The following is a 21,535-nucleotide window of genomic DNA, read 5'->3' as shown; positions in this document are numbered from 1 at the left end:
AAAAGGGAGGAATCAATAGTGAAGAAATGGCTTAGTGGATTCATAGGATTGGTTTTATTATCTCTTGTATTAATGGCTTGTTCAGGTGGGTCAGAAAGCAGTGGTGGAGAGTCAGATGTCGACATTCCAGAAGGTGCTACAGAAGTGGTGATGTGGAATCTTTTTGCTGGTGGCGACGCGGAATATATGCAAAATATTGTGGATGCATTTAATGAGAGTCAATCGGAATACTTTGTGAACAATATCATGCAAGAAAATGCGGAGTATTATACAAAATTACTAACTAGTATTGGGGCTGGAAAAGGTCCTGACCTTGCAATAGCGCATACCCATGTGTTGCCAGAGTTAGTTAGCCAAGGTTTAGTGCAAGATCTGGACTCGATTGGTGAAGAAGTTGGCGTCAAATGGGATGAATTTAATCAAAATATTTTAGACGCGACGATTTATGAAGACAAACACTATGCTGTGCCAATGGATACACATGCGCAAATTATGTACATCAACAATAAGCTGGTTGCGGAAGCAGGCTTGCTAAATGAAGATGGTACGCTAAAAATGGAAAAGACACCAGAAGGATATGTAGAATTCTATCAAACATTGAGAGATACCTTACCAGAGGATAAAATACCGTTCGCTTTTTCCTCTTCAGGTTCAGATCCATATTGGACGTGGTGGACTTTTTACAGTCAGATGGGTGGAAGAGGGATTCTGACGGAAGATAGTCTGGAAAATCCTAAGTATGATCTGGATGTGGATAATGCGGTTAAGGCAGCTTTTTTTGTCAATAGCTTATATCACGATAATGAAATCATTCCATTGAATATCAGTGATTTCTATTCAGAGTTTCAATCGGAGAATGCGGCAACGATGAATACGGGTGTTTGGGCGACTGGAACGTGGGAGTCTACGGATGGACTTGAATTCACACCAATGCCAATTCCGACGATCTTTGGAGAAGATGCTGCCTGGGGAAGTTCTCATACCTTCGTTCTTCCTTACTATCAAAAAGCAGATGAAGCGGCTCAAAAAGGTGCTGTGGAATTTATGAATTTCGCTGCTGACCATGGTGCAATGTGGGCGCAGGCAGGGCATATCCCTTCGAAAACTACCGTTGTAGAATCAGAAGAGTTTCAAGAACTGCCATATCGTAGTGAATATGCAGAAGTTGCGAGCTATGTAAATTTTGTCGACCGAAATATTTATGCACGTGGATTAGAAGAGATTGTGATTCGGCATTTAGACACTATCTGGTCTGGAGAAGCAACGCCAGAAGAGGCCTTTGCAGCGATGGAGACTGAAGTGAAGGATTTAATTGGAGAATAACTTTCACTAAAAAGGTGTTTCGGAGAGAGAGTAACGGATTACTCCTCTCCGGAACATCTGCTCATCTTTTTTTGCAAATGAAGAGAGCATGGTGGACCAATAATTAGAAACAGATGAGGCGAAAGCTGCATTTTTCTAAGAAAGGAGCTTTTTAAATGAATAAGAAGTTATGGGCGCATGATTTTAAAGCGATTCCTTTTCTGTTACCATTCTTTGTTGCTTATGTCATTTTCACGATTTTGCCAATATTTAAAGGATTGGAAATGAGCTTGTATGATTGGACGTTAGTTCGAAAGCTGGATTTTGTTGGATTCGCTAATTATAAGGACATGTTCGTTGATCCCCACTTTTGGCGGACGCTTTGGAATACAACGCTGTTCGTCATCTTAACTACACCGACAATGGTATTACTGGCGTTAGGTCTAGCTTTATTAGCTAATATGAATACCAAATTACAAACCTTTTTTCGAGGTTCATTCTTTCTGCCAAGCATATTATCTGTAGCGGTTATTTCTTTTTTAGCTATTTTCATGCTGCAGCCATACAGCGGCTTGATTAATACGATTCTTCACACGATAGGAATAGAAGCAGAACCTTTCTGGATGGCAGACAAGACATTAGCGTGGGTTAGTATTGTCGTGGTTACGCTATGGTGGACAGTCGGTTTTAATATGGTGCTGTTTCTTGCTGGTCTGCAGGATATTCCTGAATCATTATATGAAGCTAGTGAAATTGATGGAGCGACTCGCTGGGAACAATTCCGCTATATTACGTTACCTCAGCTTATGCCAATTGGAAGAGTTGTATTGTTATTGCAAATACTCGGTTCCTATAAAGTTTTCGCACAAATTCTATTAATTACCGGCGGGGGACCAGGTGGTGCTACCAGGCCGCTGATCCAGTATATTTATGAAGTCGGATTTACCCAGAATAACTTAGGATATGCGGCAACGATGTCGTATGCGTTATTCTTCATTTTACTCATACTTTCTATCATTCAGCTTCGGAATCAAAGATCGGGGGAGAGCTAAATGAGCGATTCAAATTTACAAGGCGCAGATGTTTTGAAAGAAGCATCTTCGAAAAAAAGAAGAGCGGGACTTTTAGAGCGCAATCGTGACCCTTGGAGAAGGGTAAAGGTATCGATTGGTGTGATGGTAGCCATTCTTTTTATTTTTCCGATCATTTGGATGCTGTTTGTCTCCATTAAACCTAATGGCTTTTCGACAACCAATCCAATTGAATGGTTCACACCGCCATTTACACTAGCGAATTATATTGATATTTTAATGAACAGTCTGATCTTACGCTGGTTGTTTAATAGTTTAATCGTAGCTTTGATCACAACTGTTTTAACACTTATCATCACATCATTAGCAGCATTTGCTATTTCGCAGATGAAATTCCGTTATAAAAACTTTATTTTCGTATTCTTTTTGTTAGGATTAATGATTCCTGGCGAAGCAACGATTATTCCACTTTATGAAATTGTGAAAAGTTTTAATATGATCGACAGCTATGCAGGATTGATTCTGCCAATGATCGCTTCTCCGCTAGGTGTTATCATTCTGAAAAGCTTTTTTGATGGGGTGCCCAAAGAGGTAATCGAGAGTGCGATTATGGATGGCTGTTCCTATTTTAAACTGTTTTATAAAATTGTATTACCTTTGGCAAAACCTGCAATGGCAGCGATTGCGATATTTACATTTATCGGTTCCTGGAATAACTTCCTGTGGCCATACTTATCGATCCTGTCCGAAAATTTGTATACGTTGCCAGTAGGATTGCCAGTATTTAATTCTACGTATTCGCAAGCATATGTACAACCGATGACAGCGAATGCAATTGCTTCGATACCGGTTATCATTGCTTTCTTAATTTTTGAAAAACAAATCGTCAAAGGCATCAGTTTCACCGGTATAAAAGGATAAAAAAAGGAGAGAGAAAAACATGGTGACAAAAACAAACGATAAAACAAAGAACGCAGCAACAACTACTTACAAACGAACAGAATACCCGCGTCCGCAATTCAAACGGGATGCGTGGATGAATTTGAATGGAACTTGGAAATTTGCGTTTGATGATGATAATAAGGGTGAGCGAAATGGATGGGCACAGCGTCCTGACTTTGCTACTGATATTAATGTACCTTTTACGTATGAAACAAAAGCAAGTGGCATTGGAGAAGGAACCTTTCATCCGAATGTCTGGTATAACCGTACTTTTTCGATTCCGGAAGAAGAAGTGGGAAAGCGGGTCATCCTAAGATTTCAGGCCTCTGATTATGTGACGAAAGTTTGGGTGAATGGTACGTATATCGGGGATCATGTCGGTGGAAATGCTGCTTTCTCATTTGATATAACGAATGCGGTTCAACTCACTGGAGAAAATCAATTGGTTGTAAAAGCAGAAGACAGCCAAAGCTGTTACCAGCCACGAGGGAAACAGCGCTGGAAAGATGAGAATTTTGGCTGCTGGTATGTACAGAATACCGGTATTTGGCAAACGGTCTGGTTAGAATTTCTCCATCCAGAGCGGATAGACAACGTTAAAATCACACCTAATATTGATACCAATAGTGTGGTATTTGATTATTCCGTCCAAGCTTTTTCTGATTGCAAACTGGAGACGATCGTTAGCTTTGAAGGAAAACAGGTGAAGCAATTTTCTGTTACACCGGATCGTGCCAATATGACATTTGAAGTCGATTTGCTTTCGGACCTAATGGAATGGCGAGTGGCTCACTGGTCACCAGAACATCCTCATTTATATGATGTCACATTCCGTCTGCTTGCTAATGACGAGGTGGTTGATGAAGTTCACTCCTATTTCGGAATGCGCAAAGTATCGATTAAAGATGGTCAGGTGCTGCTTAATAACAGACCGATTTACCAGAAGCTGTTACTCGATCAAGGCTATTGGAAAGACACCATGCTGACTCCACCTTCTGATGAAGCGATGCTGGAGGATATTGAAAAAACGTTAGCGATGGGTTTTAATGGCGTTCGAAAACACCAGAAACTAGAGGACGAACGATTCCTTTATTTATGTGATAAGAAAGGGTTGCTCGTTTGGTCAGAAATGGCAGCAACCTATGAATTCTCAGATGAGGCAATAGAGAATTTTACTAAAGAATGGCTGGAGATTATGCAACAGCATTACAATCACCCTTCTATTATCACCTGGGTACCATTTAATGAATCATGGGGCGTGCCGAATATTTTTCAAGATAAAAAGCAACAAACATTTACTGAATCGATCTATTATTTATCTAAATCAATTGATGCAGAGCGTCCTGTAATTGTGAATGACGGCTGGGAGCATACAATTTCCGATATTATTGCGCTTCATGATTATGAGGAGATAGGGAAGGTGTTATACGAGCGTTATAAAGTCAAAGAGCCGATTTTAAATAATGAGATCCCGCATAATAATCATAAATACGCCTTTGCAGATGGCTACTCGTATAAAGGTCAGCCAGTTATGATTACAGAGTATGGTGGCATTGCATTTAACCATGAAAGTGGCTGGGGTTATGGAAATCAGGTAAATACCGAAGAGGAGTTTTTAGAGCGGTATCGCAATATTACCGATGCGATTAAGGCATTGCCGTATGTTACTGGATATGTTTATACCCAGATAACAGATGTGCAGCAGGAGGTGAACGGATTGTTGACGGAAGATCGTACAGCGAAAATTGCGCTTGAAAAGATTAAAGAGGTTAATGATGGGTGAAAGGGATTGGATTGTTCCGTTCAAGTCGGAACAATCTATTTTCTTGGAAGGAAGTGATTCCGATAAACAGGGATCGGTCAATCGATTATTTTAAAGGTCTATTAGTTATAGGTATGGTGTATGCGCATGTGTTGCAATTTTTCAGCGATTCAACTTTGTATCCTTCCACTTCTATCATCACGTCATTTTTTAATCTGATTACATTCTCCGGTTTTGTTTTTTGCTTTGGCTATGTAGGACAGCTTGCTTATTATCGAAAACCTTTTGCTAGTGTTTATAAAAAGATGCTAATGACAGGCTTAAAAACGCTGGTTGCTTTCTACTTATCAGGAGTGGCCTTCCAGTTATATGTGGAGGGTCAGCCGTTAAATTTTGATACCATTCTGCCTATTGTTTTGTTGCAAATCATACCGGGATGGTCGGAGTTTCTTGTAGCTTTTGCATTGATCATCGTAATTGGTGTGGTCTTGTTTCATGGCTTTGTGTGGCTGTCGGAAAGACCAGTATTACTATGGACAACTGCTGTTATTCTGCTGTCGGCTACTTGGATGGATCTTAGTCAGGTTGAATCTTCTGTTATCGGGCTCATAGTAGGGACGGATCAATTTCCGACTTTTCCTGTCCTGCTATACATGCCGTTTTATTTGATCGGGATTTATTTCGCTAAATATCCAATTGGCTTCAGGTGGAAGTACTTATTATTCTCGATGCTTGGAACTAGCTTGTTTGTGTATTTTTTGGCTAGTCATCATTTCCAATTGCCGGACCGTTTTCCTCCATCGGTTTATTGGATTACAGGGCCAACCTTTTTTCTTTATATCTATTTTGTTATCTCCAAGCGGCTGAACGAATGGACGAACGGGCTTAAGTTCCTGCGCATTATCGGAGAAAATACATTATTCTATCTATTAATGAGTAATATTTTTATTTTTTCATTAGATCATGCAATGCCGTTATTTATAACAGGACCGTGGTCTGGCTTCTTTTTTACTGTAATAATATTGGGGATTATCACTTTTATGGTCAGGATCGTGACAGTATTTCCCGAGAAAGAAAGGAGAGAGACAGTTGGCTCATAAGACGATTCGTAATCAGGTGCTGATGAAATATCATGGTTGCTATTATGGCATGGTAATATCAAGAGGATTGTCGTACCATCTGAGGTAGGGTGGATGCTTATTGACGACGAGTTTGGATGCATTTATCTGGAGAAAAGTGAAAATTTTATTATCGCTGCTATCAGGTGCGAAACAATCTAACATTGTCTGGAGTAAAATAGATTTTTCTAAGGTCTAATCATCGGGAAAAAGGTAATTCCTATTCTCATACCGATTAGACCTTTTTTTTATTCTTGGTAAGATGACGGAAAGGAGGCATGATAGATGCGCAGGAAACCGTTGGAGTTGCAAGTCTTTGAATATATCAGTCGCAGGAAAAGTCTATCAGAGGCAGAGTCAAATAAATACCGAAAGTTGCGAAGGGGATATGAAGGGGAGGTGCTGTTTGAATCGTATGTAACCGGATTATCCGATCAGCTACTATCGATTGGTGATATCTGGCTGTCCTGTAACGGAAAGTTCTTCCAAATTGATCACCTACTATTCGGCAAAAACACCATCTATCTGTATGAGATCAAAAACTTTCCCGGGGAATATTATTACGAAAACGACAAATTATATGTCCGATCTGGAAAATTGATGGACGATCCATTAACACAACTACAACGATGCGAAACGTTATTTGCCCAGTTGCTGGAAAAGTTACGCGTGCATGTTCCAATCCAAGCAGCAGTTGTATTTGTAAACCCCGAGTGTACTTTGTTCCAAGCTCCGTTATCATCTCGAATTATACTACCTACCCAGTTGAACTACTACTTCAAACAATTTCAAGAATCGAATAAACTCCATCCCACATTTAATAAATTGGCAGAAAAACTGAATACGATCCGTTTAGCAGAACCGCCTTATCAGCAATTACCTGAATTCCATTATCAAGAATTGAAAAAAGGTATTCCGTGTAAATGGTGTCATCACTTCTGCACAAGAGAAGGAAAGTTATGCCACTGCGCCAACTGTGGACAACTGGAGACTGTTCAATCGGCGATAATGAGAATGGTAACAGAATTTAAAACATTGTACCCCGAAGAACCAGTTACCAGAAGCAGATTGCTAGATTGGTGCGAAAATATGGTTACAACAAAGCAAATAAGCTACACATTACAAAAACATTTTAACATCGAGGGTACAGGAAGGGGGTCCCATTACGTAGAATCAAGAACATAGCGGTGGAGAAGAAGGATAGAGGTGAGTTGGAATCTAAAGGAGCCAAAAGTGGTTAGCAGCGTAAGGAGATTTGTCTCGTTTAACAGGAAAGGAACCAAAAGTGGCTAGTAGTGCAAGGAGATTTGTCTCGTTTAACAGGAAAGGAGCCAAAAGTGGCTAGTAGTGCAAGGAGATTTGTCTTGTTTATCGGTAAAGGAACCAAAAGTGTCTAGTGGTGCAGGAAGATTTGTCTCGTTTAGCGGGAAAGGAACCAAAAGTAGATAGTAGTGTAAGGAGATTTGTCTCGTTTAAAAGAAAAGCTATCAAAATATAAATACCGTTAATAAATAAAAGCAAACAATAGCAAATAGCAGCCACCCAGTTTCCTCCAAAGCATTAAAATTGAATTACAATCATATATCTGTTAACGTTTTCATAAAGAATTACCTGGAGGAGGTAGATAGTAATGGCTTTTACGTTAGAATTGGGACAGAAGGCGCCGGATTTTTCATTGCCGGCTACAGATGGCAAGACTTACAGTTTAGCAGATTTTAAAAATGCGAAAATGTTAGTGGTTTTCTTTACGTGCAATCATTGTCCATTTGTGGTTGGCTCGGATGAAGTCACGCGCAAGACGGCGGAGAAGTTTGCTGCGCAAGGTGTTCAGTTTATCGGTATCAATGCGAATAGTGTGAAGACGAAGCCAAATGATTCGTTCGAGGGTATGGTGGAACGGATGGAGGAAAAACAGTTTCCTTGGGTATATGTACGTGATGAGTCCCAGCAAGTCGCGAAGGTATATGGCGCATTGCGCACGCCGCACTTTTTTGTGTTTGATGAAGATCGACGCTTAGTATATACCGGACGTGGTCTGGATAATCCGCGTGAATCTGAAAAGGCGACCGTCAATGATCTGGAAAATGCGATTACCGAACATGTGGCTGGTCAGAAAGTTAGTACGCCTCTTACTAATCCACTAGGCTGTAATGTCAAGTGGGATGGCAAGGATGAGCATTGGATGCCGGCAGAAGCGTGTGATCTTGTTTCACCTAAGTAAAAGAAATAAGTAAAAGAAATTCCCCCAAGTAAGGGGGAGTTTCTTTTTTACTGGGCAGTATACCCGCCATCGACCATAATCGTAGTTCCTGTCACAAAATCATTTTCTACCACAAAGGCGACTGCTGAGGCGATTTCTTCTGGGCGTCCGAGTCGGCCGAGAGGATGCTTTGCTACTAAACCATCATAATAATCGCCAAGGCTTTCTTTGTTGACCATGCCTGATTCCACATATCCCGGAGCGATGGCATTAACACGAATATTATCCTTTGCGTATTGCAGGGCAAGGGATTTGGTCATCAAATTAACGGCACCTTTTGACGCATTATAGGCAAAAGCAGTCGGTTCCCCGACACTGCCTAGAATAGATGCGGTATTGATGATCACGCCGCCACCTGTTTTCAGCATTTGCTGGACGGCATACTTGGAACCGAAGAACACCCCGTCCTGGTTAATCGCGATGACTTTATGATAGTCCTCATAAGAGAGCTCATGGGTCATTCCCTGTACACCGATTCCAGCATTGTTGAAAATAATATCGACCTGTCCAAATTGTTCGACAGCGGTATCAATCATTCTTTTTACATTCTCTTCGTTAGATACATCAGCATCCACAAATATTGCTTCTGCACCGCTGTTCGCTATTTCCTGTTTGGCTGCTTCACCAGCTTCTTTGTTATAGTCAGCGACTACTATTTTTGCCCCTTTTTCAGCAAGTAATTTGGCTGTGGCAAACCCAATGCCGGATGCTCCTCCTGTGATGACAGCTACTTTTTCTTTGATCTCCATTATGTTCCCTCCTTATGTATGCTACACCGTTTTTTATCACGGTGCTACCCGTCTGTAAGCCTCCCACTTCAAGCTATGAGTATCACAAAGAAGCTAAGTAGGAGAAAACAGCCGCTAACCCCCTGATAAGTTTCGCTAATGATCAGTGGGAGTCAAAAACACCCCACTGATCAAAGTCTCACTTTATTATGGACGTAAAATGACAAAATATGCGGGAAGAGATTTTCAGTCGCAAACTGGTTATAAATGATGCCCAACAAACCACGTCAGATTTTCTTCCTTAGCGCAAGACTGCAGTTATGATAGGGTGTTATCTTTATGTACAAGAAATAAAGACATCTGATCTGGTAAGACCAGTCATACCAGATAAACATTCAGAATATTCACTTATTTTAATGGTGCGTTAATGAATGAACAATAAAGTGTACCAGTAGTAAGAAAAACAGTGGCACTCACTAGAAGGGCGAAGAGCATGCCCATTTTTCTAATACAATAAAGGAGGCGTTCGTCATGAAAGAGGCTGTGGCGTTTAAGCAAGTGGACAAAATCTTTAACAATGAAACCATTGCACTAAGTGATTTTGATCTAACCGTGCATGAAGGAGAGTTTGTTTGTTTTCTAGGTCCATCAGGTTGCGGAAAATCTACTGCACTACGAATGGTTGCTGGATTAGGAGAGCCGACAAACGGTGAGGTCGAAGTGTTTGGTCATTCTCCAAAGGAATTAATCCAAGATACGAATGATATTGCTTTTGTTTTTCAAGACGCAAATTTATTACCTTGGAAAACAGTCCTCGATAACGTGTTATTGCCACTGAGGCTCAGAGGAGGCAGCAAAAGAGAACAGAAAAAAGAAGCAGTTCGCGTCCTGAAAATGGTCGGACTTGCAGATTATTTAAAAGCATACCCCCGTCAATTATCTGGTGGAATGAAAATGCGTGTATCGATAGCACGGGCATTAGCGGCAAAACCGAAACTGCTGCTGATGGATGAACCTTTTGCAGCACTTGATGAAATTACGAGACAAACTTTACAGCAGGAATTGCTTGATATCTGGCAAAAAGAAAAAATGACGATTCTGTTTGTGACACATAATGTCTTTGAAGCAGTATTACTATCTACCAGAATTGCGGTGATGTCGGCTAGACCAGGGAGATTATCATCTGTAATAGACATTGATATTCCTTTTCCAAGGCCAGCCAGTATCCGAACCAATCCTAAATTTAATGAATATGTCGACCTTGCCTCAGAGAAGCTGGAAGGTCGTCAAGAACGCGAGGAGGCAAAGTAATGGCGATGTCAACGACAGAACTGACTAGTAAAGTAGTCAAAAAGAAAATCAATGTGAAGCAGAACCGTTTTTGGGATACATTCAGAGCTGTTTATCTTGGTCCCGTTATTGCATTCATCCTTTTTATTGCAGCGTGGCAGCTAGTCCCTGCTATTTTAGGATTACAGCCTTATATTTTTCCAAAGCCGTCAGATGTTATAAACGCAGCTGTGACAGATTGGTCATTATTATGGCCGGCGATTCAAATTACAGTCGGTGAGTCGGTGCTAGGCTTTATTGTTAGAGGTGTGATTGGCATATTAGCTTCTGTACTCTTGGCTAGCTCAAAAGTGTTGGAGCGCAGTATTTACCCATATGCGATTCTGTTGCAGACGATACCGGTCGTGGCCGTGGCACCGATTGTCGTGATCTGGTTTGGTGCCGGATTTAATTCGATCATTGTTATTTCCTTTTTAATCGGATTTTTCCCTGTTATCTCTAATACATTATTAGGCTTGAATTCGGTTGATAAAAATTTAGACGATCTGTTTACCTTATATAATGCCTCAAAATGGCAGCGGATGTGGCGTCTCCGGATTCCATCAGCTTTGCCGTATATTATGGCAGGTTTGAAAATATCGTGTACGCTATCAATCGTGGGAGCGATCGTTGGCGAATATATAGCCGGAATCGGCGGTGGAAAAGGTGGAATCGGTTATTCAATTACCGTTGCTGCTGTCCAGGTGAAAACACCGTATCTATTTGCTTGCGGCATTGCTGCAGCCGTATTAGGGATAAGTTTTTATCTATTGGTCAATTTGTTTTCTCACCTACTGCTTCGTTCTTGGCATGAGTCAGCAATGAAGGTAGAAAAATAAATCAAAAAAAGGAGAAGTGAAGAGATGAACAAGCTTGGGGGACTTTGGAAAAGTGGTTTATTTGTTGTCGGTTTGGCCGTTTTATTAATGTTGGCAGCTTGTGGAAATGAGGAAACAGGAAGTGCAGAAACAGAAGGGGAAGACCAGAAGGAAGCTACGGAAGAAACAGCAGAGATTGAACCGGTGAAAATTGTCCTAAACTGGTTTGCACAGGCTGGCCATGGTGGTATTTATACTGCTGATGTGGAAGGCTATTACGAAGAGAATGGCTTGGACGTAACGATAGAACCTGGTGGTCCGCAGGTTTCTTCGGTTCAAATGGTTGCTTCTGGCTCTGCCGAATTCGGGCTTGTTCATGGGGATCAGTTATTAGTAGCAAAAAATCAAGGGATTGATCTAGTCGCACTGGCGGCAATCTATCAGAATAGTCCTCAGGCGATGATGACGCATAAAGGTCATGAGATTGAAGATTTCGGAGATATTAACGGACGTACCGTCTTTATTCAGTCTGGTATTGCCTATTGGGAATACTTTAAAGGCCAATACGATTTAAGTAATGTTAATGAGATCGCGTTTACTGGCGACCATACCAATTTTATGAACGATGAAGAATCTGTTAATCAAGTGTATGTCACAGGAGAACCATATTTTATGGAACAACAGGGAATCGAGACAGAGACGAAGTTAATATCAGATTCTGGCTATAATCCGTATCAATATGTATTATATGTAACAAAGGATTACTTAGAAGAAAATGAAGAAACCGTTAAAAAATTCGTATCTGCTTTTGTCGAAGGCTGGAACCATTTTAAGGAGTCCCCTGATACTACATTAGATGAGATCCATGAGGTCAATCCGGACATGACGATGGAAGCAAACGAATATGGCATGGAAGTCGGTAAGGATTTTATCTTCGTTGGGGACGCGGAAGATAAAGGTTTTGGTTATATGTCAGAGGAAAGATGGGCGACGTTAATTGATCAGCTCACTGAAGCAGGTGTACTGGAAGTCGAAATCGAGGCATCTGACATCTTTACAAATGACTACTTGACGGAATCTTAATAGTGAAAACAGTGGAGGCTTTCTCCACTGTTTCTCCATTCGTAAATAAGGAGGAAAAAGCAATTGGAAAAATTAATTAAGAACGTCACGTTAAATGGAGAGCGAAGTGACATAGTAATTGAAGATGGCAAGATAAAAGAGGTTACAACTGACAAGGTGGATTCTTCTTCAGATGTATATGACGCGAAGGGACTACTTTATTTGCCGACGCTAAACGATATGCACTGTCATCTGGATAAGCATCTTGTTGGTGAAAAATGGCGTTCTTTGCAGCCGTTTATAACGTTACCAGGGCAATTAACATTTGAAAAAAGCTTATTAGAAACAATGGAAAACTCTGTGCAAAAACGAGTAAAGATTATGGCGGAATTAATGTTGCAGCATGGCACAACGAAGATCCGTACTCATGTTGATGTCGATCCAGGTCTTGGGTTAAAACACCTCGAAGCTGTCACTTTGTTACGTGAAGAAATGCGTGGCAAGATGGAGATCGAAATTGTCGCTTTTCCACAACAAGGTTTGCTTTTATCGGATTCGGTAGCTGTGATGAAAGAAGCTTTACGAAATGGTGCTGATCTAGTTGGCGGCGTGGATCCAGGTGGTTTGGAGAAACGGTTGGATAGCAGTTTGGAAGCGATGTTTGATTTAGGGGCAGCATTTGATAAAGGAATCGATTTACATTTGCATGATCCGGGGCACTTAGGAAAGTACACGATAGACCGGGTTGCTGATTTAACAGAACAAACAGGGAAACAAGGGAAAGTGGCCGTCAGTCATGCCTACTGTTTAGGTATGTTAAGCGATGATGAATTAGAGGATACTTATCAAGCATTGCGAGAGAATGATATTTCGATAATTTCCAGTGTGCCAATCGACCGTCCGATGCCACGCCTACAATCGATGATCAATAATGAGCTCTCTTTTTTAGTAGGGACCGATAATATTCAAGATGCATGGTCACCTTATGGAGATGGAGATTTATTAAGAAGGGGATCGAGATTGGCTGAAAAAAATGGCTGGGTCACAGACGAACAGTTGATAGCAGCTTATTCCTATATAACGAGTCGTTCATTGGAACCAGTAATCGGGGAGAAAGCTGATTTTGTCTTAGTAGATGCGCAAAATATCCAACAGGCGATGGCAATTGTACCGAGAAGAGAAGCGGTTTTTGCAGGTGGAAATTTAATTGCTGAGAAGGGTGAATTACTGGATAATTGTCGTTAGAAAACTTTACGTACTGCAAGACATCGGAATGAAAGCAGCGTAAGCTAAAAGCAGCATATCAAGGTGTGATTTCTTAGCTGTCTCCTATCTGGTAAGACCGGTCATACCATTAAACCAATCGGGGGGATGACGATGATTGTAGTGAGTGAAACGGTACTAAAATTTTTGTTAGATTTTATTCGTAAAAAAGAACTGCAGGCTGGAGATAAATTACCTTCAGAGCGTGAATTGGTGCAATTGCTGGAGGTTGGCAGGTCTTCGGTCAGAGAAGCTTTGCAAACACTGGCTGAGCGCGGTATTGTGGAAAAGCAGCCGGGTAAAGGAGCGTACTTAAAAACCACGATACAGGACCAGGAACTAGATGAGTTAACAACCTGGATTCCTTCACTTGACGTGAACAAATCAATGGATCTTCTAGAATTTCGCAAAGGCGTGGAAGTGAAGATTACGTATTTGGCAGCAAAGAGAAGAAGTGAGGATGACCTGAGCAGGTTGGAGCAAGCTAACGAAGATTTGTTACGTTGTATTTCGAATGGTACGTCGATTATCGTTCCCGATTTGAACTTTCATGCTGCATTAGCATACGCTACCCATCATGATGTTATTGCCTCCGTCTATCACTCGGTCGTAGACAATTTTAAGAAAGTAAGAATGGAAATGGCGATTAATGACGATGTTGAGAATGCCCTTTACTATCATCAGGAAATTTTAAAAGCCGTAACAGAACAAGATTCGGAAAGAGCGGGATTATTCATGCAGCGGCATTTAGAAGATGTCCAATTTAACTACCGGAACATGTTATCAGAGTTGAATAACAAAGTGTTGCAAGAACAATAGCTTTTTAGTTTGTCATGACAATAGTGTGTGGGGGGATGAATCATGCTGGATCTGTTGTTTCATAACGTTACCATTCCTCACTCTTCAGAACGAATGGATGTAGGAGTTAGTGATGGAATCATTACGTATTTAGCGGAGACAGAGGATGAGGCTGCAATTGCCAAAGAAGTAATCGAAGCGGATGGAAATGTGCTTTTACCTGGTTTTGTAGAACCGCATATTCATTTAGATAAGGCCTATCTGTTAGATCAGATGGAGCAGGATGCTACTAATCTAACAGAAGCCATTCAATTTACAAGTGAATTAAAGAAATCTTTTACCAAAGAGGATATAAGAGAGCGATCAATTAAAGTGTTAGAGAAATGTATTGGATACGGTGTGACGCATTTAAGGTGTCATGTAGAAGTGGATCCAATTGTTGGTTTGAAGGGAATGGAAGTGTTATCAGATTTAAGGGAAACCTTTCGGGATCAATTGCAGATTCAGCTAGTAGCCTTTCCTCAGGAAGGGATTTTTAAGCAACCGGGGACGGCTGATTTAATGGAAAAAGCAATGTTGCTAGGTGCGGATGTTGTTGGTGGAATTCCTTACAATGATGACGATGCTGTGGAACATATTGATTTTGTGTTTGCATTAGCAGCTAAATGGAATAAACCTATTGATTTTCATGTTGATTTTTCAGATGATCCCACGCAGCTGGCGATTCGAGATATTGTGAAGCGGACGTTAGCATACGACTATCAAGGAAGAGTCTCAGTAGGACATCTGACATCACTCGCTTCAGTTCCTTATCATGAGGCCCAGCTGATAGCAGAAGATATAGCAGAAGCTGGCATCTCGGTGATGGCCTTACCGGCAACTGATTTATTCTTAAACGGCAGATCCGACCAAGAACGTGTCAGACGCGGTGTCACGCCCGTAAAGTTATTGATAGAAAAAGGAGTGAATGTCAGTTTCGGTACGAATAATATTCAAAATCCTTTTACACCATTCGGTACTGGTGATCCGTTAGATATTGCTTTATTGCTTGCACAGGTAGCCCAATTAGGAACCAAGCAAGATGCTGAATTATTGCTCGACATGGCCACAGTACATGCTGCCAAAGCGATTGGATTGGAGGAATATGGAATCGCACTGCATAACCAAGCCGATTTGATTCTCTTTGACACTACCAATCTCAGGCAGATTCTGTTAGAACGCCCTCCACGACAAACGGTCTGGAAGCGTGGAGTGAAACAAAGAGATAACAATAGTGATGAAAAAATGATTCATGTGGCACATGGAGCAGAGATTTAACATTCAAACGGAGATGTGGGCATATTGCACACATCTCCGTTTTTTATCACGGTGTTAACCGTTTATGATAGGGGGACGTTACTGCTAAAAAGCACCTGAGCCGCCGCCTCCACCACCGACTCCAGCTCCGCCACCTGCATTGCCACTACTTGTAGTAGCCGAAACGATGGTACCCGCTTTGTCAAATTCCTGGGTCATAGTACTAGCTATCAAAACTAACATCACTATGTCATTGGTTTGCGAGGTAGTGTCCGTTGTAGCGGGTCCGGTGAAGCTCTTGCTAAGGTGTTCGCTTTTCTTTTGCATTGCCTTATGTCCCGTACCAATCGCATAAATGTATGCCTGCATTTGCTGATCACTCATCCAGTCGTTCCACTCTTGTTCACTGATATTACTGTAATTGGAATGAAGTTGTTCCCATTGTTGTTTGATACGTACTCCTTCTACTGTTTTGGGCTGATAGATCATCGCGAACAGTATAAAGATGAGACTCAACATAATAGAGAAAACCATTGGCGTGAAAATAGAATGCACACCAAGAATGATACTGAATGGGATAAGGAAAAGACCGACAATTGCAGTCATCCAGCGCAAGCCTATCTGTTTGTCAATCAGCGCGTGTTTTTTTAGCTCTTTTTTTACAGCTTGGACCCACTTCTGATAATCACTGTGGTAGTCTGAGTGGTTGTGTTTATCTTGTACATAAGTGTCAAGAGCTGATAAGGAGAAAACACCATGATCACCTATTTTATGAAATAACCAATTTATTAAGATGCTTTCATGCTGGTAATCTTGCTTAGAATCGACACTGACAAATGTACGGTCACCATCTCGTTTGACATATCCTTTTCTAACAAGGTCTAGTAATGCCGCAACCAGCAAGTCACTTTTTGGCGACATATTTCTCATATAAAGTATGGTTGCAGGCAGACTCATGTTTGAATTTGGTAGAGATAGTAAAGAAGAAATGCTCCGTTCTGCTTCCAATAATCGACTTTGCTTTCTTCGCCACACCGTTATAAACAGCAGGAGTAAATATATCGTAACGCCACTTATTAAATATGGCGATATACGACTCAACATTTCCTTTCTATTTTCGTAGGCGGCCGCCTCTTCTGCTAATCTTATCTGATCAGCTTCCATCTCTTCGCGAATCGTGCCATCGAACATAGTGGAAGCAGCGAATAGTGATGCATCATAAGCTACTCGAATATCTCCATTTCTTCCGCTCGGCACTTCACCCATGGCGAAATGGACTACACCGTCTGGGGCGATAGTTGATGTTTCGTAAGCTTCATCATATCCTAAGGCGAGTGCGTCTCCAGTAGATTGGGGTGGATGAATGTAAATATCCATGTTGAGATAAGCAGACTCATTACTGTTGTCAAAGAATGGCCAGTAAAATTGTGCCAAATCCGTATATACTTCTACACCATTCGTAATCGTATAAGAAAGATCGATGCTAATCTTCTGGTCTGAACCACTTCGATAGATTTTATATAGATTTTCTTCCTGCTCCACCGTTAGTGCTGTGTTGTTCTCTGAAGCTTGGAAATCTATAATTTGTGTCTGTTCTTTCGGTATAAGTGCTCGGGTGATGCCATTAAACTCATCATCAAATTGATAGGTGTGCTGCTCGGTTACTTGCACATCACCGTTTTCCTGTAAGTAAGCGTTGATTTCAGTATTTTCTATCGAATAGTCCACAGCGAAGACGTGCTGTGGCAGTGCAAACATTGAAACAAGAATAGTCAGTAGTAACACCATTTTCTTCAAATCTTTCCAACTCCTCTCTCCTCTATATACGGACGAAAAGTATAAAAGGTTTCAACTGGTTGGTTCTGTCAGAATGTCATATAAGGCATTCCCATTTTTCATCACTAGATATGGGTCAACAGAACCGGTCACTATTCGATAAAGAAGCAACTAAGGTCTCTGGAATATTCTTATCATTATGATAAAATAGTGAGAATATTCTAGCTGTCAAGGAGTGATTCCATTGGTTTCTTTTGATGAGCAGTTAACGATATCTGAAAAAGAAAGCATGCACCACCATATTGTGGAATGTTCTTTTGAAACAACGGTCATTCATTCTGATCATACCATTCTCTACATAAATGAAGCTGGCGCTGAGTTTTTCGGCGGGAATAAAAAAGAAATAATTGGTGCGAATGTGGTGGAAGTATTTACCGAGGAATATCGGGATTTTATTGTACAGCGAATTTATAGAGGACAGGAAGATAAACAAGTTGGCAAATTAGTAGAAACAGCTGTGTACAGAATCGATGGTACCGTTGTCGAGGTAGAGCTTTTCTGTCATCCGGTTATGTATGGAGATACAGAAGCCATCCAATCAACGATTCGTGATATTACAGAGAAAAAACGGTTGGAAAAAGAATTGCACAAAGTGATGATGCCTTTTGTACCTGTCAAAGAAGGAATAGCTATTCTTCCACTTGTCGGTGAAATCGATGCTTTACGTTCTGCGTATCTTAAGGAAAATTTTTGTACATACTTTCAAAATGAAAAAGTGGAACATCTAATCATCGATGTTTCGGGAATATATGCGATGACGAGCGAAGTCATCGAACTTATGAATAAATTTGTAAAAATGTTAATGCTAATGGGAATAAAGACAATATGCACCGGAATCCGCCCGGAAATAGCCTGGAATATCGTGAGCACGAACTGCAATCAGTCCATGTTAAGCATTCCAACGATGGCGACTGTTAAAGAGGCTATTGACTATTTAGAATGAACAGCAAAAAAGCGCAAACTGCATGTGTGCAGTTTGCGCTTTTTTAGGATAGGGGGGATATCAATCTGTGTGGTGATGATTAATCGGAAAGGAATTAAAAGTGAGAAGCGTTGCACCGAGATTTGTCTTATTTAAAAAGAAAGGAGACAAATGTATGGTGTAGCCCGCTAGTTTTGTCTCCTTTTATAGAATCCGTACCATAGCGCATGTCAACTAGAATTGCGCAAGTCGTGGGGCACCACAGGAAGCGAAGAGATGGGGAGAAGGCATCTTCCCAGCATCACTCAGAATTCTTTTCTTGATTACGCAGGTTCTTATTCATTGATTCTTCTACCTTTTTATAATACCAATAGTAGCCAGTCCAAAATACTAGATAAATAATGATGAAAATGATAGTAGTCACTAGTATATCCGGTAGCTGCATCTTAATCCAGCCTGCGGAAAGTGCAATGATAAAATAGAAAAGGATGGACAGGGTGAAGTGAATAATCGTTTGCTGCAGTTGGCTCCAGCTATTATCTCCAAAAATAAACGAAGATAACCCAAAATAAATGCCTAAGATATACGAGCAAAGCATATAAAACCATATCTCTGAGACCGAAGTTTCCGTACCGGTCGACATGACAATGGTGATGGCAATGAACGTAATAATGCCTCCGAACGCTATTCCAACCATACTTCGTTTCAGTGCTTCTATAATCATCTTCTTACCCTCCCATAGCCAATCTATTTTTTATAGGTGTGACATATTTTCGTGAAATATATTCTTTACTTCCTGATTGAAAGTGAACACAGAGGTTGCCATTAAAGGACAACTCAAAGCTGACAATGTGATTAAGATTACCAATGACAGATTTAGAAAAACGCATAAAATTATAGGGGGCGAGAATCGATTCTATTTCGTAAAGTTTCATTCTGATTTCCAGTTTGCGATTTCCGATACATGCAAAAATCCGTCTGCTTTCGGCATACACAAATTCAATCTCACGCGGATCCAGCAGAACGGTTTGATCAGATTCGATTCCAAACAAACGTTTACGATTCCTGCCTTTAATGATTGCGATGATTTCTTCCAGTTCTTCTGTCCATTCATTCGTCTGAATCGTAATCAATGGTTCCGGATGATCTTCGTTAATATCGATATTTACTTTCATCATTCAGCCCCCTAATTAATTAACCTTTCGCTCTTTTTAAGAAACTTGGATAACCTAACCAAGCTATGATAAATCCAACTAAACTGAATCCCAGTAAAACAAGTAACGTTTGAAAAAGATCGAAAAGAAGAAGTGTGCCAGCCATTGCATCCTGAAATGCCTGATGCGCCCAATAATGTGGCAGGAATTGACTAATTTGCTGGATAAAAGCTGGCATCATCTCGATCGGAATCCAGAGGCCGCTTAGCACAGCCCCTCCCAGTGCGACTACTTGGGTTAACGCAATCCCCATATTCAGGCTTTTTACCAAGGTCGCCATTACTAATCCTGACCCGGTAACCATGATCGTTAAAAAAAGAAATAGCGTGACTAAATAAAGAGGTTGTTGTAATGGAATATCGTAAACTAATTTACCGAATATCGTTAATATCACGATTTGCAGCAAAACCAAAACCATATATGAAATCCATTTGCCCAGTAAGTAGAAATGAGATGGTAGAGAAGTACTGGCAATTCTTGCAATTATACCAATCTCACTATCTTTAATAAATGAATCTACCATGGAAATGATGATAAAAAAAACAAACATAATCGTATAGCCAGAGACAATAGAGACAATTACCTGTTGTTTCTCTGCTTCGGTCACTCCGGAAGTAAAAACGGAAATAAATAGTACCGTGAATATAATAGGTAGTAGTAATGTCCAAAATAACAAACCACGATCCTGAATGCTTTTCTTTAGTTCTTTCGTAATAATAGCATACATTTACATTCTCCTTTCGTTTTTGATAATAATTCCAATTATTTTTTCACAAAATCCAAATTCGTATTATACGTTCTTTTAGTTTGTAGAATTTATTTAATCTCTCAGTTGACTTCCGGTTAATGAGAAGAAAATGTCTTCCAAGCGTGGCTTTACTAGTTCAAGTCGTTCCAGTTCTCCGTGATGTCCCTGGCAGTTGCGGATGATTTGTTCTATTGAAGTGAGCGGGTTACTGGTCGTGATGACATAGCCGCCATCTTTCTCGATAACCGAATCTGTTTCGGAAAGAACAGCAGGTAAACATTCCTGTCCTTTTACATAAATGGATGGAACGGCATGTTTTTCAATTAAGCTTTCGATACGTCCTTTTTCGATAATTTCTCCATTGTCCATAAAGGCAGTTTCATCACATAGTTGCTCAATCTCTTCCATGTAGTGACTAGCGTATATAATCGTACATCCTTCCTTTTTTAATTGTTCGATCATGCTGAAAATATATCTTCTTGATTGGGGATCGATGCCGACAGTAGGTTCATCCATAATAATGAGGTTTGGTTGGTGGAGCAAGCCACAGCCAATATTTAATCTTCTTTTCATCCCTCCTGAAAAAGTACCAACCTTGTCTCTTCCTTGTTCGGTGAGTCCAATTTCGGATAAAACCTCATCAACCCGCTTAGTTAATCTTTTTCCTCGTAAGCCAGATAGTCTTCCGAAAAACAATAGATTGTCGTTTGCTGTTATTTTTTCTTCTAACGAAATTTCCTGGGGAATATACCCGATCCGAGTGTCGCTGCTGGCAAATTGAATGGCTCCGCTATAATTCTGAATAATGGAAGCGATAATTTTAAGCAAGGTTGATTTTCCAGCACCATTTGGTCCAACTAACCCATAGCAAGTGCCGCGAGGGATATGCATTGACACATTCGCTACAGCCTGATGTTTAGCATAGTATTTACTGATGTTATCTAACGTTAACAAAATCTGCACCACCTTTCTTATTTCTTTTAGTTTGCCAAAAGATTAATCGGAAAGGATCGGAATAAGAATAACATGTAGGGAATATTGCTTGAATTTGTATGTAGATGGTATGAAAAGATCTGGTAGTGTACATTATTTAAAAGAGTAACCGA

Annotated in this window: 20 protein-coding genes; 14 read left to right on the top strand and 6 right to left on the bottom strand. The window is 40.6% G+C overall.

Going from position 1 to position 21,535, the window contains the following annotated elements:
- Positions 1 to 18 precede the first annotated feature (18 nt).
- From MUN87_RS07975 to MUN87_RS07945, 7 genes are all read left to right on the top strand, one after another.
- Positions 19 to 1,323, top strand: a complete 1,305-nt coding sequence (locus MUN87_RS07975; protein WP_244747186.1) for an extracellular solute-binding protein — start codon at positions 19 to 21, stop codon at positions 1,321 to 1,323.
- A 155-nt stretch (positions 1,324 to 1,478) separates the two neighbouring features.
- Complete coding sequence (locus tag MUN87_RS07970; protein ID WP_244747184.1) at positions 1,479 to 2,354, top strand: carbohydrate ABC transporter permease; 876 nt, start codon at positions 1,479 to 1,481, stop codon at positions 2,352 to 2,354.
- Positions 2,355 to 3,254 carry a carbohydrate ABC transporter permease gene (locus MUN87_RS07965; RefSeq protein WP_244747183.1) on the top strand — a complete coding sequence of 300 codons (900 nt, stop codon included), beginning with the start codon at positions 2,355 to 2,357 and terminating at the stop codon, positions 3,252 to 3,254.
- 19 nt (positions 3,255 to 3,273) lie between these two features.
- Positions 3,274 to 5,058 carry a glycoside hydrolase family 2 protein gene (locus tag MUN87_RS07960; RefSeq protein WP_244747182.1) on the top strand — a complete coding sequence of 595 codons (1,785 nt, stop codon included), beginning with the start codon at positions 3,274 to 3,276 and terminating at the stop codon, positions 5,056 to 5,058.
- Entirely contained in the window at positions 5,055 to 6,137 is a 1,083-nt protein-coding gene (locus tag MUN87_RS07955) for an acyltransferase family protein (protein WP_244747181.1), read from the top strand. Before MUN87_RS07960 ends, MUN87_RS07955 begins: the two co-directional genes overlap by 4 nt.
- A gap of 303 nt (positions 6,138 to 6,440) precedes the next feature.
- A complete protein-coding gene (locus MUN87_RS07950; protein ID WP_244747180.1) occupies positions 6,441 to 7,340 on the top strand; it encodes a nuclease-related domain-containing protein in 900 nt (299 codons plus the stop codon).
- Between the two features lie 445 nt (positions 7,341 to 7,785).
- Positions 7,786 to 8,376: a thioredoxin family protein gene (locus tag MUN87_RS07945; protein WP_244747179.1), complete on the top strand. Its 591-nt coding sequence runs from the start codon at positions 7,786 to 7,788 to the stop codon at positions 8,374 to 8,376.
- Between the two features lie 47 nt (positions 8,377 to 8,423).
- Here the strand turns inward: MUN87_RS07945 and MUN87_RS07940 are convergent, their stop codons facing one another.
- Positions 8,424 to 9,164 (bottom strand): SDR family NAD(P)-dependent oxidoreductase, encoded by a 741-nt coding sequence (locus tag MUN87_RS07940; protein ID WP_244747177.1) that lies wholly within the window; start codon positions 9,162 to 9,164, stop codon positions 8,424 to 8,426.
- A 510-nt stretch (positions 9,165 to 9,674) separates the two neighbouring features.
- Between MUN87_RS07940 and MUN87_RS07935 the strand changes: the two genes are divergently transcribed.
- From MUN87_RS07935 to MUN87_RS07910, 6 genes are all read left to right on the top strand, one after another.
- Positions 9,675 to 10,454, top strand: a complete 780-nt coding sequence (locus MUN87_RS07935) for an ABC transporter ATP-binding protein (RefSeq protein WP_244747175.1) — start codon at positions 9,675 to 9,677, stop codon at positions 10,452 to 10,454.
- The gene (locus tag MUN87_RS07930; protein WP_244747174.1) at positions 10,454 to 11,311 is read left to right on the top strand and encodes an ABC transporter permease; all 858 of its coding nucleotides are present in this window, start codon (positions 10,454 to 10,456) and stop codon (positions 11,309 to 11,311) included. The genes MUN87_RS07935 and MUN87_RS07930 overlap by 1 nt, the downstream gene beginning before the upstream one ends.
- 24 nt (positions 11,312 to 11,335) lie before the next feature.
- Positions 11,336 to 12,373: an ABC transporter substrate-binding protein gene (locus tag MUN87_RS07925; RefSeq protein WP_244747173.1), complete on the top strand. Its 1,038-nt coding sequence runs from the start codon at positions 11,336 to 11,338 to the stop codon at positions 12,371 to 12,373.
- Positions 12,374 to 12,436: 63 nt separating this feature from the next.
- Positions 12,437 to 13,597 (top strand): amidohydrolase family protein, encoded by a 1,161-nt coding sequence (locus MUN87_RS07920; protein WP_244747171.1) that lies wholly within the window; start codon positions 12,437 to 12,439, stop codon positions 13,595 to 13,597.
- Between the two features lie 132 nt (positions 13,598 to 13,729).
- Complete coding sequence (locus MUN87_RS07915; protein WP_244747170.1) at positions 13,730 to 14,434, top strand: FadR/GntR family transcriptional regulator; 705 nt, start codon at positions 13,730 to 13,732, stop codon at positions 14,432 to 14,434.
- 42 nt (positions 14,435 to 14,476) lie between these two features.
- On the top strand, positions 14,477 to 15,730 hold the full coding sequence (locus MUN87_RS07910) for an amidohydrolase family protein (RefSeq protein WP_244747169.1): 1,254 nt from the start codon (positions 14,477 to 14,479) through the stop codon (positions 15,728 to 15,730).
- A gap of 84 nt (positions 15,731 to 15,814) precedes the next feature.
- On the opposite strand, the gene MUN87_RS07905 is transcribed toward MUN87_RS07910, so the two are convergent.
- The gene (locus MUN87_RS07905) at positions 15,815 to 17,497 is read right to left on the bottom strand and encodes a DUF2207 domain-containing protein (RefSeq protein WP_244747916.1); all 1,683 of its coding nucleotides are present in this window, start codon (positions 17,495 to 17,497) and stop codon (positions 15,815 to 15,817) included.
- A gap of 232 nt (positions 17,498 to 17,729) precedes the next feature.
- Between MUN87_RS07905 and MUN87_RS07900 the strand changes: the two genes are divergently transcribed.
- A complete protein-coding gene (locus tag MUN87_RS07900) occupies positions 17,730 to 18,488 on the top strand; it encodes a PAS domain S-box protein (protein ID WP_244747168.1) in 759 nt (252 codons plus the stop codon).
- Between the two features lie 280 nt (positions 18,489 to 18,768).
- On the opposite strand, the gene MUN87_RS07895 is transcribed toward MUN87_RS07900, so the two are convergent.
- From MUN87_RS07895 to MUN87_RS07880, 4 genes are all read right to left on the bottom strand, one after another.
- Complete coding sequence (locus MUN87_RS07895; RefSeq protein ID WP_244747167.1) at positions 18,769 to 19,191, bottom strand: DUF3021 domain-containing protein; 423 nt, start codon at positions 19,189 to 19,191, stop codon at positions 18,769 to 18,771.
- Between the two features lie 4 nt (positions 19,192 to 19,195).
- A complete protein-coding gene (locus tag MUN87_RS07890) occupies positions 19,196 to 19,645 on the bottom strand; it encodes a LytTR family DNA-binding domain-containing protein (RefSeq protein WP_244747166.1) in 450 nt (149 codons plus the stop codon).
- 16 nt (positions 19,646 to 19,661) lie between these two features.
- Positions 19,662 to 20,408, bottom strand: coding sequence for an ABC transporter permease (locus MUN87_RS07885; RefSeq protein ID WP_244747164.1), 747 nt, complete (start codon positions 20,406 to 20,408; stop codon positions 19,662 to 19,664).
- Positions 20,409 to 20,501: 93 nt separating this feature from the next.
- Complete coding sequence (locus tag MUN87_RS07880) at positions 20,502 to 21,392, bottom strand: ABC transporter ATP-binding protein (protein WP_369414023.1); 891 nt, start codon at positions 21,390 to 21,392, stop codon at positions 20,502 to 20,504.
- Positions 21,393 to 21,535 lie beyond the last annotated feature (143 nt).

It is taken from the genome of Gracilibacillus salinarum, assembly GCF_022919575.1.
Classification (GTDB): Bacteria; Bacillota; Bacilli; order Bacillales; family Amphibacillaceae; genus Gracilibacillus; species Gracilibacillus salinarum.
Note: the sequence above shows the minus strand (reverse complement) of the source record. Positions and strands in the feature narration are given on the sequence as shown.